Here is a 19,594-nt window from a genome sequence, read left to right as displayed (position 1 = left end):
GTCGAACCACGAGGGCGCCAGGCGCGACCTGAAATGCCAGCAGCGACGGAATGCCCAGCCATGAGATGCGAACCGCTGGTATGAGCAAATCCGCGACACGCCTCGAAATCCTCTACGGCACCGATGAGCCGCCGGCCGCCTCGCGCTGGCTGACGGCCGGGCCGCTCGCCGCCGAGTTCAGCGACGGCAACCTGCGGGCGATCTCCTGGCACGGCCAAGAGGCGCTGCGCGCCGTCTCCTATCTCGTGCGCGACGAGAACTGGGGCACCTGCGCGCCGCAATTCGCCGACCTGAAGGTCGAGGAGCAGCCGGACCGCTTCGCCGTGAGCTACCGTGCGTCGTGCAAGGCGGCGGACGGGGCGACGCTGACCTACGAGGCGCGCATCGAAGGCGATGCCGGCGGGCGTCTCGTCTTCGACGTCGCCGCCCTGCCGGACCGCGATTTCGGCACCAACCGCTGCGGCTTCTGCATCCTGCACCCGATCGTCGGCGTGGCCGGCGAGCCGGTCGAGGTCGAGCATGTCGACGGCTCGGTGGAAGAGGCGCGCTTTCCCGAGACGATCGATCCGGCGCAACCCTTCTTCGACATGCGAGCGATCACGCACACGGTAACGCCGGGCGTCACGGCGACGTGCCGCATGGAAGGCGACGCCTTCGAAATGGAGGACCAGCGCAACTGGACGGACGCCTCCTACAAGACCTATGTGCGGCCGCTTGCCCTGCCCTGGCCCTACGAACTGCGCGCCGGCGAGGCACAGCGCCAGGCGATCACGCTGACACTTTCAGGCACGCCGGCAGCGCCGCGCTCGGCAGCAGATCGGCCGATAGTCATCACCATTGGCGACGAGACCGGCGCGGCGCCCGATTTCGGGCTGGTGGTCACGCCGGAGGAGACCGCGGCGACATTGGCGGCAATCGAAGCGCTCGCCGAGGTCGGGCCACGCCACCTGATCCTGCACTACAACCCCGCCGAGGGGCACAGCGCGGCAGCACTTGCCGGCTTCGCGAAGCTCCTGCGGCGACTTCCGCTGCCGGCCACGCTGGAATGCGTGCTGCCCTGCCGCGACCGGCCGGAGGCGGAGCTGCGCGAGACCGCGCGGCTGGTGGCCGAAGCGGACCTGTCGCTGTCGGCACTGGCGGTCAGCCCGGCGCCCGACCTGAAATCGACGCCGCCCGGCAGCACATGGCCTGACTGTCCGCCGCTCGACGAGATCTATCGCGCTGCGCGCAAGGCGTTTCCCGGCGTGCCGCTCGGCGGCGGCATGTTCAACTATTTCACCGAGCTCAACCGCAAGCGGCCGCCGGCCGAACTGCTCGACTTCGTCACCCACACGACGGCGCCGCTGGTGCATGCAGCGGACGACCGCAGCGTCATGGAGACGCTGGAGGCGCTGCCCTTCGTCACCCGCTCGGTGCGCGCCATCTTCGGCGACAAACCTTATCGGATCGGCCCGTCGGCGATCGGCATGCGCCACAATCCTTATGGCGCACGGCTCGCCGACAATCCCGGCGCGGCAAGGCGCATGACCATGGTCGCCGACGAGCCGCGCCAGAAGGGCCTGTTCGCGGCGGCGTGGATGATCGGCTACGCCGCGGCGACCGCCCCGGCCGGCCTGACGCATCTGACGCTGGGCGCGCTCACGGGCCCGTTCGGCGTGGTCGACGCGGGCGGGCGCAGGCCAGCCTTCCATGCCGCGCGCGCTCTCGCTTGGTTATCCGGGCTGACGATGCGCGTGGCGGAAAGCAGCGACCCGGCAAAAGTGCTGGCGCTCGCTGCCGGCCGGACCGTGCTGGTCGCCAACCTGACGGCTGATGCCGTGTCGGTCGAGGTGCCGGGAGCAGCGAGGGCGGAAGTCCTGGACGAGGAGAGCTTTGCCGCGGCGGCCGAGGGCCGGGCGTTGCCCGAGCGCCCGCTCGACGGAACGCGCTTGCGGCTCGGCGCCTACGGCTTCGCGGCCGTCGCGACGGAAAGCCCCCGCCCGTGAAGCCGCTGCTCAGCTATTACGGCGACGATCTCACCGGCTCCACCGACGTGATGGAGGCGCTGGAGCTGCGCGGCATCCCGACGGTGCTGTTCGCCGGCATTCCGGCGCCAGAGGTCGCCGCCCGTTTCGCCGGGCACAGGGCGATCGGCATCGCCGGCACCAGCCGCAGCGAGACGCCGGAATGGATGGACGCGCACCTGCCGCCGGTCTTCGCCTGGCTCAAGGCGCGGGACGCGGAGATTTGCCACTACAAGGTCTGCTCGACCTTCGATTCCAGCCCGACCGTCGGCAGCATCGGCCGGGCGCTGGACATCGGGGCGGACATCTTCGGGCAGGCCTCGACGCCGCTGGTCGTCGGCGCGCCCGAGCTCAGGCGCTACACCGCCTTCGGCAATCTGTTCGCGGCGTTCCGCGGCGACAACCACCGCATCGACCGCCACCCGGTGATGAGCCGCCATCCGGTGACGTCGATGCACGAGGCGGATTTGCGCCTCCATCTGGCCCGGCAGACGGACAAGCCGGTCGGCCTGGTCGACCTCGTCCGCCTCAAGCAGGGCATCTCGGCCGAGGCCCTGGATGCGGTCTTCGCGGCCTTTCCGATCGTCCTGCTCGACGTTCTGGACGCGGAGACCCAGCGGATCGTCGGCAGCCATCTGTGGCGCCGGCGCAAGCTGTCGCCTTTCGTCGTCGGCTCGTCGGGCGTGGAATATGCGTTGACCGCCGAAGGCGCAGACACGCCGCTCGCCGGCCGGCGGCATCAATTCGACCGGCCGGGCACGCGCGGTCCGATCGCCGTGGTTTCCGGTAGTTGCTCGCCCACCACCGAACGCCAGATACGCTACGCCGAGACGCGCGGTTTTGCCGGCATCGCGCTGGACGCAGCGGCGCTTGCGACGGACAACGCGGCCGGCGAGATCGACCGCGCCGTCGCGGCCGGGGCGGAGGCGTTGCAATCCGGCAGGAGCCCGCTTCTCTACACCGCGCTCGGCGGCCAGACGCCCGGCACCGATCTCAAGGGCCGTGATCACCTGATCGGCATCGGCCTCGGCCGCATCCTCGACACGCTGGTGCGCCGCTTTGCTCTCGGGCGGGCCGTGGTCGCCGGCGGCGACACATCCAGCCACGCCATCGCAGAGCTCGGCATCGAGGCGCTGGAATGCCGCATCCCGCTGGCGCCCGGCTCGCCGCTCTGCACCGCGCACAGGCGCGACGGCGGCGCGATCGAGATCGCCTTCAAGGGCGGACAGGTCGGCGACGACGATTATTTTGTGCTGGCCCGCGACATCTGACGTTGAGGCGTCTGAAGCGATGGTATAATGAGTATGCCAGAAACTTGGGGAGAAGCTTGGATTTCAGCCGAAAATCGGCTGATGTTTTGATGGGAGGTCATATATGTTGAGCAGACTCACGGCATTTTCCTGCGCGGTCTTCACCGCGCTTGCGGGTTGGGGCATGGCGGGCACGGCAGAAGCTTCGTCCGACAAGCCGGTGATCGCGCTGTCGAATTCCTTCTACGGCAACACCTGGCGCCGCCAGATGGTCGACGCCTTCACGGCGGAGGCCGAGAAGGCCAAGGCGGAGGGCAAGATCGCCGACTTCGTCGTGCTGAACGGCGACGGCAGCGTCAACCAGCAGAACAGCCAGATGGCCGAGCTGATCCTGCGCGGCGTAGACGCCATCGCCATCAACGCGGCGTCGGAGACGGCGCTGAACGGGCTGGCCGAGAAGGCCTGCGCCGCCGGGATCGCGGTGGTCGCCTTCGACTCGCTGCTGACCGCCGACTGCGCCTACAAGCTGTCCTTCGACTTCACCGGCTACAAGACCGAGCAGGCGAAGGCGACGCTCGACCTCATCGGCAACAAGGGCAACGTCATCGTCGTGCGCGGCGTCAAGGGCTCCGGCCCGGACAATCTGATGTATGCCGCGCAGAAGGCGGTGCTGGACGCCAATCCGGACGTCAAGGTGGTCGCCGAGGTCTTCGGCCAGGCGACGGCATCGGTGGCGCAGTCGGCCATCGCCAACGTGCTGCCCAGCCTGCCGCAGGTCGACGCCGTGCTCGGCCAGGGCGGCAGCGACGATTTCGGCATCGCCCAGGCCTTCGTGCAGGCCGGCGGCCCCTATGCCGAAAAACTGCCGGTGATCGAGGGCGGCGGCTCCAGCGACTTCGTCATCTGGTGGAACGACCAGGCGGCCAAGGGCTACAAGACCACCTCGATGAACACGACGCCGGGCATCGGCGGCGCCGCCTTCTGGCTCGCCTACGAGATCGTCAAGGGCGCCAAGCCGGCCAAGGAGATGAACATGCCGGTCGCCGTGGTCGAGCCCGCCAATCTCACGGAGATGGCGAAGGACCTGAAGCCCGGCTTCATCATCAGCCCGAGCTACAGCCAGGAATGGGTCAAGCAGAACCTGGTCGACAAGACGCAGTGATCCTTCACCCACGGAATGCCAACGGCCGCTGGCGACAGCGGCCGTTTTCATCGAGAACAGTGCGATGAACGCTTCGATGGAGATCGACACCATCCGTCCGCCGGCCGCTCGACCGGCGCCGGATGCCCTGCTTTCGCTGGCGGGCGTCGCCAAGACCTATGGCAGCACCCGCGCCGCGCAGGCGATCGACCTCGACGTCGCCGCCGGCGAGGTGGTCGGGCTGGTCGGTGCCAACGGCGCCGGCAAGAGCACGCTGATGCGCATCGTCTGCGGCGTGACCGAGCCGGACACGGGCACGATGGCGTTCGGCGGGCGGCCGGTCGACCTCGCCGCCTTCTCGCCGCGGGCGGCGCGCGACGCCGGCATCCGCATCGTCTGGCAGGAGCTGTCGCTGTCGCCGAACCTCAGCGTCGCCGAGAATTTTTACGTCGAGCAGCCGCAATTCGCGCGGCTGTCGCCGCTGTGGCTGGCGGACTATCACAGGCTGGCCCGCGACAGCATCGAGCGCATCTTTCCGGGGGCGCGCATCCCGACCTCCCGCCTCGTCGCCGATCTGACGCTTGCGGAGCGGCAGATGGTGGAGATCGCCCGCGCGGCGAGCGATCCACGGCTGAAGCTGCTCGTCCTCGACGAGCCGACCTCCTCGCTCGGCGCAGAGCGCAGCGCCCAGTTGCGGCAGTTCGTGCGCGAACAGGCCGGCAAAGGCGTTGCAGTGGTCTTCATCAGCCACAAGCTGGCGGAGGTCCTCGACATCTCCGACCGGGTGGTCGCCATGCGCAACGGCCGGCTGGTCTGGCAGAAGCCGGCCGGCGAGACCTCGATCGGCGATCTCGTCGAGGCGATGGGCGGCGCCGAAGCCGGCGACCGCTCGACCCGCCCGGCCCTCGATGCGGCCAAGGCCGGACGGCCGGTGCGGGTGCGGCTCTCCGGCGACCTCGTTTCGACGGGCGGTCCGATCGAGCTCAGCGCCGGCGAGATCGTCGGCCTGGCCGGTCTGGAGGGCAGCGGCCAGCGCGACCTGCTGCAGCGGCTGTTCGCCACGCCACGACCCGGCGAGGTCGAGCGCGACGGCGAGGTCCGCTACGTTTCCGGCGACCGTCAGGGCGAAGGCGTGTTCCCGCTGTGGAGCGTGCTGGAGAACATCGGCATCGGCCGCGTCGCCCGGCTTGCGGCGCTGACGCCGGTGAAGGCTGCCGACCAGCGCCCGCTTGCCGCGTCGCTGGCGAAGCGGCTGGCGCTCGACGAAAGCCGGTTCGACGCCGGCATCCTCGACCTGTCGGGCGGCAACCAGCAGAAGGTGCTCGTCGCCCGCGCCCTGACGGACGAGGCCGAGATCATCCTGCTCGACGATCCGACGCGCGGCGTCGACATCGCCGCCAAGCGCGATTTCTACCGACTGGTGCGCGAGATCGCTGCCGCCGGGCGGCTGGTGATCTGGCATTCCACCGAGGATCTCGAATTCCTCGAATGCGACCGCGTGCTGGTGTTCGCCAGGAGCGAGATCGTCGCCGAACTCGCGGGCGACGCCATCAGCGAGGACCGCATCGTCGCTGCGTCCTTCCAGCAGCCCGCCGCCGACCGCACGGCGCAGGCGGCGAAGCGGGCGGGCGCGATCGGCCCGCTGCTGCTGCGCGCCATCCCCTTCCTCAGCCTCATCCTGGTGTTCGCCGCCATGAGCTGGATGAACCCGCTGGTGGCGTCCAGCTTCGGCATCGAGCTGCTGCTGGCGCCGGCGGTCACGCTGGTGCTGATCGCGCTCGCCCAGATGTTCGTGGTCGGCGGCAGCGAGATCGACCTCGGCATCGGCTCCTTCACCGGCCTGGTCAACGTCATCAGCGCCACGCTGCTGGTCACCTCGCCGCTGCTCGGCTTCGCCGCGCTTCTGGCCGGGCTCGCCGGCTACTGCCTGATCGCCGTGCTGATCCATGCGCGCGCCATCCCGGCGATCGTGGTAACGCTCGGCGCCTCCTTCATCTGGACCGGCTTCGGCCAGACGCTGCAGCCTTCACCCGGCGGCTCCAGCCCGCAATGGCTGACGGCGCTGTTTACCTGGAGCATTCCCGGCGTCCCGACACCGCTGGCGCTGATCCTGATCGCGGCGGCCGCGGCCTTCCTGATCGACCGCTCTCCGGCCGGCACGGTGCTGCGCGCCTTCGGCTCGAGCCCGCTGGCGCTCAAGCGGGGCGGCTGGTCGCCGCTCAGATACGGCGTCATGCGTTATGCCATCGCCTGCCTGTTCGCCATGGCCGCCGGCCTCTATGTGACGGCAGCCAACAATGCCAGCGACATCAATGCCGGCGGCTCCTTCACGCTGCTCGGCATCGCCGCGGTGGTTATCGGCGGCTGCCAGCTGCTCGGCGGCTTCATCGCGCCGCTCGGCGTCGTGGCCGGCGCGGTGACGCTGTCGCTGATCGGCGCGCTGCTCGCCTCGCTGGGGGTAAGCACCAACTACAACGCGGCGGTGCAGGGAGCCCTGCTCATCGTCATTTTGGGATTGCAGGCGGCGCTCGTCGCCAGGGGCAGGCGCCATGGCTGAGCGCGCCCTCGCCTTCGCCCGGGAGAACCGCTGGATCTGGCCGGCGATCGGCATATTGCTCTTGTGGGCGATCCTGACCGCCATCACCGCGCGCTTCAGCCTGCACAGCCTGAGCGGCGTCGCCATCTCCGCCTCGTTCCTGCTCCTGCCGGCGCTCGGCCAGATGCTCGTCGTCACCACCGGCAAGGGCAATATCGACCTGTCCATCCCGAGCGTGGTGACGCTGAGCGCCTATCTCACCGTGATGACCTCCACCGGTTCGACGGCGGGTTTTCTGCTGACGCTGGCCATCGTGCTGGCGGCGACAGCGCTGGTCGGCATGCTCAATGCTCTGCTCGTGCTGGTGCTGCGCATCCCCGCCATGATCGCGACGCTGGCAATGGGCTACATCCTCGCCACCGCGACGCTGATCGTGAACGCGCAGATCGGCATGTTCGCCAAGCCGGCGCTGCTCGGCTTTCTGTCCACGGGCCGCATCGCCGGCCTGCCGATGATGTGCGTCATCGCCATCATCGCGACGATCGCGGCAGGGCTGCTGCTCGGGCGCACCGCCTATGGCCGAAAGCTGTTCGCCGTCGGCCAGAGCGCCGAGGCGGCGCGGCTGGCCGGCATCCCCGTCGCCCGGGTGATCGCCTCGACCTTTGTTGCGAGCGCGATGCTCTCCGGGCTCAGCGGCCTGCTGCTCGCCGGCTATGCCGGCGGCGCCTTCCTGGAGATGGGCACCCCTTACCTGCTCCAATCGGTCGGCGCCGTCGTGCTCGGCGGCACGCTGATCGCCGGCGGCAGCGCCACCGCGCTGGGCACGCTGCTCGGCGGCATGCTTCTGGTCATGATCGTCACCACCATGCAGATCGCCGGCCTGCCGCCCGGCGCCCAGGACATTTTGCAAGGCGTCGTCATCATCGCCGTGCTGTCGGTCGCCGGCACCAGGATCGGCCGGCGCTGAGCGGCGCCGAAACCTACTCCGCCGCCTGCAGCCGGCGGGCCTCGATCATCCCGCGGATCTCGACCCGGCAGGAGCCGCAATTGGTGCCGGCCGACAGCGTCCTGCCGATCTCCTCGACGCTGGCGCAGCCGCCGGCAATGGCGCGGTCGATCTGGTTGACGCCGACATTGAAGCAGGCGCAGACGACACGGCCGATCGAAGGCATCGCCACCGGCGCCCGCCCGGACAGCAGCGCGCGGCGCTCCAGCGGCGACAGCGGCACGCCGGAGGCGAGCAGCGACAGCAGCCACTCGCGTTCCGGCAGCGCGCCGCGCGGCGCGACGAGCAGCGCTTCCGCGAGGCGGCCGTCGTCGTCCGTGGCGGCGGCGCGGAAGATCGAATGGCGACGGTCCGTATATTCCAGCAGCCTGTCGCGCGGGACCACGTCGACCAGCCGGCGTGCGAGCAGGATGCCCTGCTCCGCCGGCTCGGTGCCGGCAAGCTCGTAGGCCCAGCCGCCGGCGACCGCCGCCCGGCTCCAGTGGACGAAGCCGGTCGGACGGATGTCGCGGCGCGTGATCAGCACGCCTTCCCAATGGACCGGCTCGCGGGCGATCCGTACCGGCACGTGCTTCAGCTCGGGCTGTCCGGAGAAGGGATCGGTGACCGGCGTCGACAGCGGCCCCGCCGCCGCATTGGCCGCGAAACGGCCGCTCCAGTGCATGGGCAGAAAAGCCTGGCCGGCGCTCTGGGCGCCGGTGACGCGCACCTTGGCGCGGCCGCTGCCGTAGCGGCTCTCGACCCGCGCCAGGTCGCCCTCCCGCAGGCCGATCGCCGCGGCGTCGGCGGGATTGATCTCGATCGCCGGTTCCGGCGCATGCGCCATCAGCCGCGGCACTAGCCCGGTGCGGGTCATCGTGTGCCACTGGTCGCGGATGCGGCCGGTGGTGAGCGCGATCGGGAAGGCGCCGTCGACCGGCAGGGCCGGTCCTTCCTGGCGCACGGCGACGAAGCGGGCGCGGCCGTCCGGCGTCGGGAATTTTCCGTCGCCGGCAAGACGGTCGGCGCGGGCGCCCCGCCCTGCCCGCAGCGGCCAGTGCATGGGCTGGAAGCCGGCGTAGTCGTCGTCGTCGATATCAGCCAGTCCGCCGATGTCGAACAGGCGGGCGCCGTGGTTCTCGAAGGCCGAAAGCGCTGCATGCTCGCGGAAGATCGCGGCCGGCGTTGCATAGTCGAACGCCTCGGCAAAACCCATGCGCCGCGCGACCTCGGTGATGATCCACCAATCGGGACGGACATCGCCGGGCAGTGGCGCGAACGGCCGCTGGCGGGAGATTCGCCGCTCGGAATTGGTGACCGTGCCGTCCTTCTCGCCCCAGCCGGCGGCCGGCAGCAGCACTTCGGCGAAGCGGGTCGTGTCGGTGCGGACGACGTCCGACACGACAACGAAATCGCACGCCTTCAGCGCCGCCCGCACCCTGGCGGCGTCCGGCATGCTGACGGCCGGATTGGTGCCCATGATCCACAGCGCCCTGACGCGGCCGTCGGCAGCAGCCTCGAACAGGTCGACGGCCTTCAGCCCCGGCTTGCGTGCAACGGCGGGCGCGTTCCAGAAACGGCCGACGCGGTCGATCGCCGCCGAATCCTCGAAGCCCATATGGGCAGCGAGCTGGTTGGCGAGGCCGCCGACCTCGCGCCCGCCCATCGCGTTGGGTTGCCCGGTGACCGAGAACGGTCCCATGCCCGGCTTGCCGATGCGGCCGGTGGCGAGATGGCAGTTGATGATGGCATTGACCTTGTCGGTGCCGTGCGCCGACTGGTTGACGCCCTGGCTGTAGACGGTGACGGTGCGCGGCGTCGCGGCGAACCAGTCGTAGAGGCGCCGCACATCCGCGGGGTCCAGGCCGCAGCCTTCGGCCACTCGCGCCACCGTCGGCGCGTCGGCGGCGGCCAGCGTGGTCGCGGCGTCGAAGCCGTTGGTGTGGGCCGCGATGTAGTCGGCGTCGAGCGCGCCGCGGCGCACCAGATGCGCCAGAAGGCCGTTGAACAGCAGCACGTCGGTGCCGGGCCTGATCGGCAGGAAGAGGTCGCAGTCCTCGCCCGTCGCCGTGCGGCGCGGATCGACCACGGCGATGCGCGTGCCGCACTTCGTCCTTGCGGCAAGCAGCCGCTGGTAGAGGATCGGATGGCACCAGGCGGTGTTGGAGCCGACCAGCACGACCAGGTCGGCCTCCTCGAAGTCTTCGTAGGTGCCCGGCACGATGTCCTCGCCGAAGACGCGCCGGTGGCCGGCGACCGAGGAGGCCATGCAGAGCCGCGAATTGGTGTCGATGTTGCCGGAGCCGATGAAGCCTTTCATCAGCTTGTTGGCGACGTAATAATCCTCGGTGAGAAGCTGGCCGGACACGTAGAAACCGACGGAATCCGGCCCGTGCGCGGCGATCGTGTCGGAGAACTTCCTGGCGACGAGGTCGAGCGCCTCGTCCCAGCCGGCGGCGCGGCCGCCGATCTCGGGGGAGAGCAGGCGGCCGTCCAGGCCGAGGGTCTCGCCGAGCGCCGAGCCCTTGGAGCAGAGCTTTCCGGCATTGGCGGGATGATCGGGATCGCCGCGGACGGACACGCTGCCGTCCGCGGCGACTTTGGCCAGCACGCCGCAACCCACCCCGCAATAGGGGCAGGTGGTCCTCACCTCGGCTGCCTGCTCACTTGACATTTGCGGTTCGCCTCGAAGCCGGGCGCCCCTTCGCACCCCCCTCTGGCCTGCCGGCCATCTCCCCCGCAAGGGGGGAGATTGGCAGCTTCAACCTCGCCGCTATTCCTCCGACATCGGCGATTTGCGAAATCGTGGCTTCCGCCTGATCTCCCCCCTTGCGGGGGAGATGGCCGGCAGGCCAGAGGGGGGTGCGACGAAGCCAGTTCATCTCAGCGTTTCGCATGAGGAGTTTCATGCCGCCCTGGCCGCCAGCGCTTCCAGCGCGATGAACAGCCGCCCATCTTCGACCTTCACCGGGATTGTCTTCACAAAACCCTCGTCGGCGCCGAGCGCAGCGCCGGTCTCCAGGGAGAACACCCAGTTGTGCAGCGGGCAGGTCACCGAGGCGCCATGCACGATGCCCTGGCTGAGCGGCCCGCCCTTGTGCGGACAATGGTCCTCGATGGCGAAGACGCGGTCGTCGGCGGTGCGGAACACGCCGATCCTGCCTTGCGGTGTGTTCACGCAGCGGGCGCCGCGCTGCGGGATGTTGGCGATCGAGCCGATCGCGATCCAATCCATCTTGTTCATCATTCAGCAGCCTCCGCGAAACCGACCGCGGCCATCGGCCGGAACTCGTGCTTGTCCTTGCCGGAGACACGCTCCGACCACGGATCGACCTGCGCGAATTTCTGGGAGAAGACGAAGCGCTCGTAATAGGCCTTGCGCTTGTCGGGATCGTCCATGATCTGGCGCTTGATCTCGGGCACGCCGACGCGCTTCACCCATTTGTAGATGCGCTCGAGATAGCGTGCCTGCTCGCGGTACATCTGCGTGAGCGCGACGATGACCTCCAGCGCCTCGTCCTCGGTCTTCACCTGGCCGAGCACCTCGGTGGCCTTGATGTCGAGGCCGGCGGCCCCGGCGAAATGGATCTCGTAGCCGGAATCCACGCAGACCACGCCGATATCCTTGCAGGTTGCCTCGGCGCAGTTGCGCGGGCAGCCGGACACCGCCATCTTGAGCTTGGCCGGCGTCCACGAGCCCCACATGAACTTTTCGATGCGGATGCCGAGCCCCGTCGAATCCTGCGTGCCGAACCGGCACCAGTCGGAGCCGACGCAGGTCTTCACCGTCCTGAGCCCCTTGGCATAGGCATGGCCGGAGACGAACCCCGCCTTGCCGAGGTCGGACCACACCGCCGGCAGATCCTCCTTCCGGATGCCCAGCATGTCGATGCGCTGGCCGCCGGTGACCTTGACCGTCGGGATCGCGAACTTGTCGACCACGTCGGCGATGGCGCGCAATTCCTTCGACGAGGTCACCCCGCCCCACATGCGCGGCACCACCGAATACGTACCGTCCTTCTGGATGTTGGCGTGGACGCGCTCGTTGATGAAGCGCGACTGGTAGTCGTCGGCATATTCGTCCGGCCAGTCGGCGACGAGATAATAGTTGAGTGCCGGCCGGCATTTCGCGCAGCCGCAGGAGGTCTTCCACTGCAATTCCTGCATGACCGCGGGGATCGTCTTCAGACCCTTCGCCTTGATCAGCCGGCGGACGTCGTCGTGGCCGAGGTCGGTGCAGCCGCACATCGGCTGGACGGCGGCCGGATTGTAGGCGTCGCCCAGCGTCAGCTTCAGCAACTGCTCGACCAGCCCGGTGCAGGAACCGCAGGAGGCCGAGGCCTTGGTGTGAGCACGCACGTCATCGAGGCCGGTCAGCCCCTTGCCCGTGATCGCGCCGGTGATCCTGCCCTTGCAGACGCCGTTGCAGCCGCAGATTTCCGCATCATCCGGAAGTGCTGCAACGGCCGCCAAAGGGTCCAGCGGGGATCCTCCCTGGTAGGCCTGGCCGAAGATCAGCGTGTCGCGCATCTCGGAGATGTCGGTCTGCTTCTTCTTCAGGTCGTTGAACCAGGCGCCGTCGCCAGTCTCGCCGTAGAGCACCGTGCCGATGATGCGGTTCTCCTTCAGCACCAGGCGCTTGTAGACCCCCGCCGCGGCGTCGCGCAGCACGATCTCCTCGCGGTCGTCGCCATCGGCGAAGTCGCCGAGCGAATAGAGCTCGATGCCGGTGACCTTCAGCTTGGTCGGCGTGTCGGCATGGACGAAGCGCGCCGTGCCATCGCCGGCGAGGTGGGCGGCGGCGACGCGCGCCATCTCGTAAAGCGGCGCCACCAGCCCGTAGACCTGGCCACCGATCTCGGCGCATTCGCCGAGCGACAGGATCGCCGGATCGGAAGTGGCCATGCCGTGGTCGACGACGATGCCGCGGCCGACCTCCAGCCCGGCCTCCTTGGCCAGCCCGGCATTCGGGCGGATACCGACGGCCATGACCACCAGCGAGGCGGGGATGACGGTGCCGTCGGCGAGCTCGACGCCCTCGACCTTGCCCTCGCCGATGATCTGCTTGGTGTTGGCCTTGCACATCACCTTGATGCCGCGTGCCTCGACGGCGCGCTGCAGCAGGTAGCCGGCTGCCGGGTCGAGCTGCCGTTCCATCAGGGTAGGCATGATGTGCAGCACGGTGACGTCCATGCCGCGCGACTGCAGGCCCGCCGCCGCCTCTAGTCCCAAGAGACCGCCGCCGATCACTACGGCCTTGGCGCGCGACTGCGCGGCGAGCAGCATCGCCTGCACGTCGTCCAGGTCACGATAGCTGAGCACGCCGGGCAGGCCGTGGCCGGGCACGGGGATGATGAACGGCACCGAGCCGGTGGCGATCACCAGCCGGTCGTAGGGCTCGGTCACGCCGTGGTCGGAGGTCACGGTCCTGGCCGCGCGGTCGATGGCGACGATCCTGTGGCCCTTGTAGAGGGTGATGCCGTTGTCGATGTACCAGCCGTCGCCGTGGATGACGATCTCTTCGTAGCTCTTCTCGCCGGAGAGAACCGGCGACAGCATGATGCGGTCGTAGTTCACGCGCGGCTCGGCGTTGAAGATGGTGACCTGGTAGCGGCCGGGCGCGGCTTCGAGCAGGTGCTCAAGCATCCTGCCCGGCGCCATGCCGTTGCCGATGATGACGAGTTTCTCGGTCATGGGTGCGCCTCCGTCGTCCTTACTGCGCCGCGAGCCCGAGCGGCTCGCCGGCGGCCTGGCGCGCCATGCCGCGGATGGCGAAGTGCATCCACAGCAGCGAGGCGACGACGATGGCGAACAGCAGCATGAAGCAGCTGGTCCACAGGCCGGTGAGATCGTTGAGCACGCCGAAGGCGATCGGCAGCAGGAAGCCGCCCAGCCCGCCGATCATGCCGACCAGCCCGCCGACCGCCCCGACATTGTCGGGATAATAGACGGGGATGTGCTTGTAGACCGCGGCCTTGCCGAGGCTCATGAAGAAGCCGAGCACGAAGGCGACGGCGATGAAGGCGACCGGCCCGACCTCGAAGTGGAAGGCGATCGGCCCATTGATGCCGCGCAGGACATAGTCGGCCGGCGGCAGCGACAGGATCAGCGTGGCGACGGCGGAGACGGCGAAGGTCCAGTACATGACCGTGCGCGCGCCGACCCGGTCGGACAGCACGCCGCCATAGGCCCGGAAGATCGAGGCCGGGATCGAATAGGCCGCACCGATCATGCCGGCCATGGCGATGTCGAAGCCGTAGACGCCGATCAGGTAGCGCGGCAGCCACAGCGCCAGCGCGACGAAGGCGCCGAAGGAGAAGAAGTAGTAGAGGCCGAAGCGCCAGACCCGCATGTCCTTCAGCGGCGCGAACTCGGCCCAGAAGTTCCGCGGCTTGGCGCCGGTGACGCGGCGCTCGCGGATGACCGGATCGTCCTCCGTGCCGAACCAGAAGATGAAGGCCATGAAGCCGAGGACCGCGGCCCAGATCAGCGCGACATCCTGCCAGCCGCCGGCAAGCAGCACGAAGGGCGCGGCGAACTTGGTGACGGCGGCGCCGACATTGCCGACGCCGAAGATGCCGAGCGCCGTACCCTGCTTTCCCGCCGGGTAGAAGCGCGAGACATAGGCGACGCCGACGGCGAAGGAACCGCCGGCCAGCCCGACGCCGAGCGCCGCGACCAGCATCTGCGTGTAGGTCTGCGCGAAGGCAAGCAGGAAGGTCGCGACCGCCGCCGCCAGCATGGTGGTCGTGTAGACCAGCCGCCCGCCGAAACGGTCCGTCCACACGCCGAGCAGGATGCGCACCAGCGAGCCGGTCAGGATCGGCGTGCCGACCAGCAGGCCGAACTCTGTCTCGGTGAGCCCGAGCTCCTGCTTGATGCGCACGCCGATGATCGAGAAGATCGTCCACACGGCAAAGCAGACCGTGAAGGCGATGGTGGACATGAGCAGCGCCCTGGCCGAAGCTTTGTCCTGGCTCGGGGCGGCTGGGAGGGTTGCGGTCATTGTCGGCTCCGTTTTGCGGCGTGGGAGACGCCGTCCGGTGGATCGCAAAACAAAAAAGCCGCCGTTCAGGCCTTTCGCGTCCGTGCATCCGGGATCGCGTCAAACCTGAGCGGCAGCTTTGCCTGGAGCGCCCATCGTTGGACGCCGATATCGTTGGCCCGAAGGCCTCGCCAACTACGAAGCAGGAACCGTGCCAGTTCCGGCATCGCCCCTTTGGTTCGCGGCAAATCAAAGCGTTACGACAAATCCATCGGCGATGCGGTTGAGAAACGCAGTCGATGCGTGCTCATTCGGCAGCCCGAGTCCGCCTATTTGTTGTGCACCGCACAATGTGCCCGCGGTTTGAGCAGATGGCTTTCGCGAGTGCAAGCCCTGTTCGGCGAGCCTCGAAGTGACCGGGCGACAGTATGCGCATGCGCCTTGCCATTCGCCTCAACTGAGGCTATGGTCAGGACCAAATGAGGTATAGAGATGCTTGCCTTTGCGAATGTCGCCGACGTGCTCGGCCTGCCACCGGGTGAGACCGAGGCGCGGGCGCCTTTCGGGCTGATCTCCCGGATCGAGGATGGCCTTCCGGTCAAGGCCCTGGAACGGGTTGCGAGGCTGATCGCGCCCGAAGACGCTCAGTTCAAATACCGGCTCGTCCCCAAGGCCACGCTCGAACGGCGCAAGGCCGCCGGCCACCTCTCGACCGAGGAAGGGACGCGGCTGGCACGCGTCGCCCGCATCTGGGGTCTGGCGCTGGATGTCTGGAAAGACGAGGAGGACGCGCGACAGTTCCTGTTCCGGCCGCATCCCATGATCGAGGATGAACGGCCGATGGACCTGGTAGTCCGCAGCGAGTTCGGCGGCGAACTTGTGGCCGACATTCTCGGCGGCCTCAAATACGGCAGCGCCGCGTGACGCAGCGGCTCGACCGCACCCTGACCTGTTTCCGTATCGGCGATCCCAACGGCGCCTGTCCGATCTTCGATGCCACCGGCTCGACGATTGCGCCAGGCCGATGGAACACGGCCGGCAGCCCGGTCATCTACAGCAGCGAACATTATTCGACCGCGTTGCTCGAAAAACTGGTGCATGGCAGCGGTCGGCTGCCCCCAAACCAGCATTACGTGCGCATAACCGTCCCACGCGGGCTGAGCTATGAGGTCTTCTCGCCGCCAATCCTCCCCGGCTGGGACTCGATGCCCGCCTTCGCGAGCAAGAATTTCGGTGAAGGATGGTCCCGGGAGCGGCGGAGCCTTTTGCTGATCGTCCCCAGCGTGGTCGCCCGTCTCGACAACAACATCCTGATCAATCCGGCGCATCCGGAATTCGCCGGCATCCAGACCAGCCTCCACGAGCCGGTTTATTGGGATCGCCGCCTGTTCGGAGCCTGATCGGCGTCGCTCAGTCCAAGGTCCGCTGCGCCGCGATGTAGCCGTCGATCCGGTCGGGATCGAAGATGCCGCCGTCGAAGAACCCGTCCGGGCCGAGCACGAGGCTGGCGCCGGCCGAGCCGACCGGGGTAGCCATTTTCAGGGCACCTTCGACTTTTGCATTGGCGCCGGGCATGGCGACGCCGAGCGGCTTGAGGGCTGACCGGTAGAGGTCGGGCCGGTAGCAGTCGCGGGCGATCGCGACGTTTGCCGCGGAATGTTCGACCTGACCCCAGCGAACCATCTGCGTGTAGAACCACAGCGCGTGGCTCTTCCACGGGAAGTTCGCGGCCTTGTCGAAGGGCAGGAAAAAATCCTCGACCAGGCGCGAAGTCCCGCCGCCGAGATCGAGCCGGCCGGTGAGGATGGGCATCTGAAGCTCGGCCGGCTGACCGAGAAAGGCCGGCTGCGCCATCAGCGCGGCCAGTTCGGAGCGGTTGCCCGGGTCCTGGCACCAGCGGGCCGCGTGATGCAGCGCCCGCAGCAAAGCGGACAGCGCCTCCCGCTCGGCTTCCGCCCACGCCCTGCGCGCGCCGATCACCTTTTCCGGACTGGTGCGCCAGATGGCGGCCTTCACCGTAGCGATGCGGCCGCTGCCGGCAGCGACCGCCGCGCTGTTCCACGGCTCGCCGGCGCAATAGCCGTCGATGCGGCCGGCGGCGAGCGCGTCCGGCATGAAGGGCGGCGGCACGATGACGATGTCGATGTCGCGCGACGGTTCGACGCCGCAGGCCGCCAGCCAGTAGCGCAGTTCGTAATTATGCCCGGAATGCGGGTGCACCACCGCGAAGCGCAGCGGATCAAGGCCGCTGCTCCTCCGCTCCGCGATCAGGTCGCGCAGGGCCGCGCCGTTGCGCTCGGCGTCTAGGTCGGCCTCGGCGCCATGCGCCGCCATGCCGTCCCAGACCGCGTTCGACACCGTCACGCAATTGCCGCCGAGGCCCAGCGAGAACGGCACGATCGTGTCCGACGGGATCGGCGACAGGCCGAGATTGCAGGCGAGAGGCATCGGCCCGAGCATGTGGGCCAGGTGGAAGTGGCCGATGGCGATGCGGTCGCGGATGTTCGCCCAGGAGGTCTCGCGGTGCAGGGCAAGCTCGATGCCCTCGCGCCGGGCAAAGCCGATCTCCCGCGCCGCCACCAGCACCGCGCTGTCGAACAGCGGCATGAAGCCGGCATCGATATGGTGTGCGGACGGCATGGTCAGTCCTCTCCCGGATCGAGCAGGCCGGCGGCGGTGACGAGGCTCTGGGCGATCTCGGCGATCTTGCGGTTCTGGTTCATCGCCGTCTTGCGCAGCAGGCCGTAGGCCGCCTCCTCCGACAGCCCGCGCGACTTCATCAATATGCCCTTGGCGCGATCGATGACCTTGCGGCCGGCGAGTTCGCTGCGCGCCTCCTCCAGCTCTCGCGTGAGGCGCGAATAGGCGTTGAAGCGGCTGATCGCCATGTCGAGGATGGTTTTCACCCGCTCCTGCTTCAGCCCGTCGACGACATAGGCCGAGACGCCGGCCTCGATCGCCGCCTCTATGGAGGCGCGGTCGGAACGGTCGACGAACATGGCGATCGGGCGTTTCACCGCGCGCGACAGCTGGAACATGTTCTCCAGCATGTCGCGGTTGGGATTCTCGAGGTCGATGACGATGACGTCCGGGTTGATCTCGGCGATCCGCCGGGCGATGCCGGCGACGTCATGCACCAGCGTGACGTGGTCATGGCCGGCCTCGCGCAGCCCCGCCTCGATGATCGAGGCGCGGATGCGGTTCTCGTCGATGACGAGGATTGCGAGGGAGGATGCCGCCATGCCCCATTTTGCAAGCCGGCGGGTTTTGTGCAATGCGGTATTTGAGGAAGGGCGGGGTGAACTCACGGCGACGAGGGTTCTATCGCCCCCCACCCCGGCTCGTTGCGCTCGGCGCCTCCGCCACAGTGCCGCTATCGGATTCGCATAGCGTTATGCGTTCCCTGCTCGCGAACACCTCCTACATGCCTTGTTCTCTGCCGCTCAAGACGGGCGGAACCTGGGCCGGCGCCCGACGGCATGCCGATCCGATGTGGTGAACGCGATAGCCGTCGATCGGGGCGGAGGTGCCCGAAGCGCCGGGGTCGATAGGCCGCCACCGATTGAAGGTCGTCGCTACCCCCGTTCCGCCAGCAGCGTCCTGGTCAGCGGATGCGACGGATCGGCGAGGCCGTCGATGACGCTGAAATGGTGGCGGTCGGGCTCGACCACGGTGCTTGTGATTGCGCCGAGGCCGGTCCAGACATTGGCCAACAGGTCGTTCTGGCGCAAAAACTCGGCACGCTCGCCGCCGCCGACCCAGCAGGTGATGCGGGCGCCGTCCATCGGCCTGAGCAGCGCCGGGCTCTCGGCAATCGCCTCTGCCTCGTCGATCGCCAAAGTCTCGTTCATCGCCGTGCGCATCAGCGGCCGCAAATCGTGCACGCCGGAGATGGAGACGACATTGCGGATGCGCGCCCGCACGGCGGCCGGCAGCGGCGTCGTCAGCGACACCATGCGGCTGGCGAGGTGCCCGCCGGCCGAATGGCCGGTCAGCATGAGCGGCCCATCGACCAGCGCTGCCGCCTTTTCGACCGCGGCACCAACCTCCCTGACGATGCCGCCGATGCGGTTCTCCGGACAGAGCGTGTAGGAGGGCATCGCCACCGCGTAGCCGCGGCCGACGGGACCGGCTGCCAGATGCGACCAGAAACTCTTGTCGAACGCCTTCCAGTAGCCGCCATGGATGAACACCACCAAGCCTTTCGGCGCCGCCTCCGGCAGGAACAGGTCGAGGCGGTTGCGTGGTTTGTCGCCATAGGTGATGTCGAGCTTGGCGCGGCCCGCGGCCGACAGCGTTTCGCGAAACGCCCGCGCCGGCTCTACCCACGCCCCCGGCCAGCGGTCGCTGCCGGCAATGTTCGGGCCATTGGCATAGGCGCCGTCCCAGTCGGCGATGTGATGTTCCAGCATGGGCGCCCTCCTCGGCGGTGCTCGATCGACGCAGGGCAGCTGCGCTTTTCTTCGAACAACGAAACTGCTCCATTTTTTCGCAATTCCGAGCGCAAACTGCTGCACGCTTCTGCCGGAATTTCTCTAGCAATGGCGGCCATCGAAGGCCGCGTCAACGTTCCTCAAGCGAAAAACTTTAGGCTTGAAATAAATCTCCGGCAGTGGGATGCTACGCCGCATAAAATGGGAACTGGGAGGTTGCCGTGCCGCCCGCCAGCCGCTCCGGTCGTGTCGCATCCGGCA

At 68.4% G+C, this 19,594-nt stretch carries 14 protein-coding genes; 7 read left to right on the top strand and 7 right to left on the bottom strand.

The window, feature by feature from the left end:
* The first annotated feature begins 80 nt into the window (after positions 1-80).
* The 5 genes from apnL (at position 81) to AC5JDC_RS29170 (ending at position 7,897) form a co-directional block, all read left to right on the top strand.
* The gene (gene apnL / locus AC5JDC_RS29190) at positions 81-1,985 is read left to right on the top strand and encodes a D-apionate lactonase (protein WP_495847055.1); all 1,905 of its coding nucleotides are present in this window, start codon (positions 81-83) and stop codon (positions 1,983-1,985) included.
* A complete protein-coding gene (locus tag AC5JDC_RS29185) occupies positions 1,982-3,274 on the top strand; it encodes a four-carbon acid sugar kinase family protein (RefSeq protein WP_495847053.1) in 1,293 nt (430 codons plus the stop codon). The genes apnL and AC5JDC_RS29185 overlap by 4 nt, the downstream gene beginning before the upstream one ends.
* A gap of 103 nt (positions 3,275-3,377) precedes the next feature.
* On the top strand, positions 3,378-4,415 hold the full coding sequence (locus AC5JDC_RS29180; protein WP_495847051.1) for an ABC transporter substrate-binding protein: 1,038 nt from the start codon (positions 3,378-3,380) through the stop codon (positions 4,413-4,415).
* Positions 4,416-4,479: 64 nt separating this feature from the next.
* Positions 4,480-6,951 (top strand): ATP-binding cassette domain-containing protein, encoded by a 2,472-nt coding sequence (locus AC5JDC_RS29175; RefSeq protein ID WP_495847049.1) that lies wholly within the window; start codon positions 4,480-4,482, stop codon positions 6,949-6,951.
* Positions 6,944-7,897, top strand: coding sequence for an ABC transporter permease (locus AC5JDC_RS29170; protein ID WP_495847047.1), 954 nt, complete (start codon positions 6,944-6,946; stop codon positions 7,895-7,897). Before AC5JDC_RS29175 ends, AC5JDC_RS29170 begins: the two co-directional genes overlap by 8 nt.
* A gap of 13 nt (positions 7,898-7,910) precedes the next feature.
* Here the strand turns inward: AC5JDC_RS29170 and AC5JDC_RS29165 are convergent, their stop codons facing one another.
* From AC5JDC_RS29165 to AC5JDC_RS29150, 4 genes are all read right to left on the bottom strand, one after another.
* On the bottom strand, positions 7,911-10,589 hold the full coding sequence (locus AC5JDC_RS29165) for a nitrate reductase (protein ID WP_495847045.1): 2,679 nt from the start codon (positions 10,587-10,589) through the stop codon (positions 7,911-7,913).
* Between the two features lie 231 nt (positions 10,590-10,820).
* Positions 10,821-11,150, bottom strand: a complete 330-nt coding sequence (nirD, locus tag AC5JDC_RS29160; RefSeq protein ID WP_495847292.1) for a nitrite reductase small subunit NirD — start codon at positions 11,148-11,150, stop codon at positions 10,821-10,823.
* 8 nt (positions 11,151-11,158) lie between these two features.
* Positions 11,159-13,609, bottom strand: a complete 2,451-nt coding sequence (gene nirB, locus AC5JDC_RS29155; protein WP_495847043.1) for a nitrite reductase large subunit NirB — start codon at positions 13,607-13,609, stop codon at positions 11,159-11,161.
* A 19-nt stretch (positions 13,610-13,628) separates the two neighbouring features.
* Complete coding sequence (locus AC5JDC_RS29150; RefSeq protein WP_495847041.1) at positions 13,629-14,921, bottom strand: MFS transporter; 1,293 nt, start codon at positions 14,919-14,921, stop codon at positions 13,629-13,631.
* Between the two features lie 471 nt (positions 14,922-15,392).
* Here AC5JDC_RS29150 and AC5JDC_RS29145 point away from each other — a divergent pair, with 471 nt between their 5' ends.
* Together AC5JDC_RS29145 and AC5JDC_RS29140 are read left to right on the top strand one after the other, a co-directional pair.
* Positions 15,393-15,824, top strand: coding sequence for an antitoxin Xre-like helix-turn-helix domain-containing protein (locus tag AC5JDC_RS29145; protein ID WP_495847039.1), 432 nt, complete (start codon positions 15,393-15,395; stop codon positions 15,822-15,824).
* Positions 15,821-16,300 carry an RES family NAD+ phosphorylase gene (locus tag AC5JDC_RS29140; RefSeq protein ID WP_495847037.1) on the top strand — a complete coding sequence of 160 codons (480 nt, stop codon included), beginning with the start codon at positions 15,821-15,823 and terminating at the stop codon, positions 16,298-16,300. The genes AC5JDC_RS29145 and AC5JDC_RS29140 overlap by 4 nt, the downstream gene beginning before the upstream one ends.
* Before the next feature lie 10 nt (positions 16,301-16,310).
* Here AC5JDC_RS29140 and AC5JDC_RS29135 read toward each other — a convergent pair whose 3' ends face one another.
* The 3 genes from AC5JDC_RS29135 to AC5JDC_RS29125 form a co-directional block, all read right to left on the bottom strand.
* Positions 16,311-17,540 (bottom strand): CmpA/NrtA family ABC transporter substrate-binding protein, encoded by a 1,230-nt coding sequence (locus AC5JDC_RS29135; protein ID WP_495847035.1) that lies wholly within the window; start codon positions 17,538-17,540, stop codon positions 16,311-16,313.
* A 2-nt stretch (positions 17,541-17,542) separates the two neighbouring features.
* Positions 17,543-18,142 (bottom strand): ANTAR domain-containing response regulator, encoded by a 600-nt coding sequence (locus AC5JDC_RS29130; RefSeq protein WP_106771316.1) that lies wholly within the window; start codon positions 18,140-18,142, stop codon positions 17,543-17,545.
* Positions 18,143-18,475: 333 nt separating this feature from the next.
* The gene (locus AC5JDC_RS29125) at positions 18,476-19,312 is read right to left on the bottom strand and encodes a hormone-sensitive lipase (protein WP_495847033.1); all 837 of its coding nucleotides are present in this window, start codon (positions 19,310-19,312) and stop codon (positions 18,476-18,478) included.
* Positions 19,313-19,594 lie beyond the last annotated feature (282 nt).

This window comes from Kumtagia sp. (genome assembly GCF_059502445.1).
Note: the sequence above shows the minus strand (reverse complement) of the source record. Positions and strands in the feature narration are given on the sequence as shown.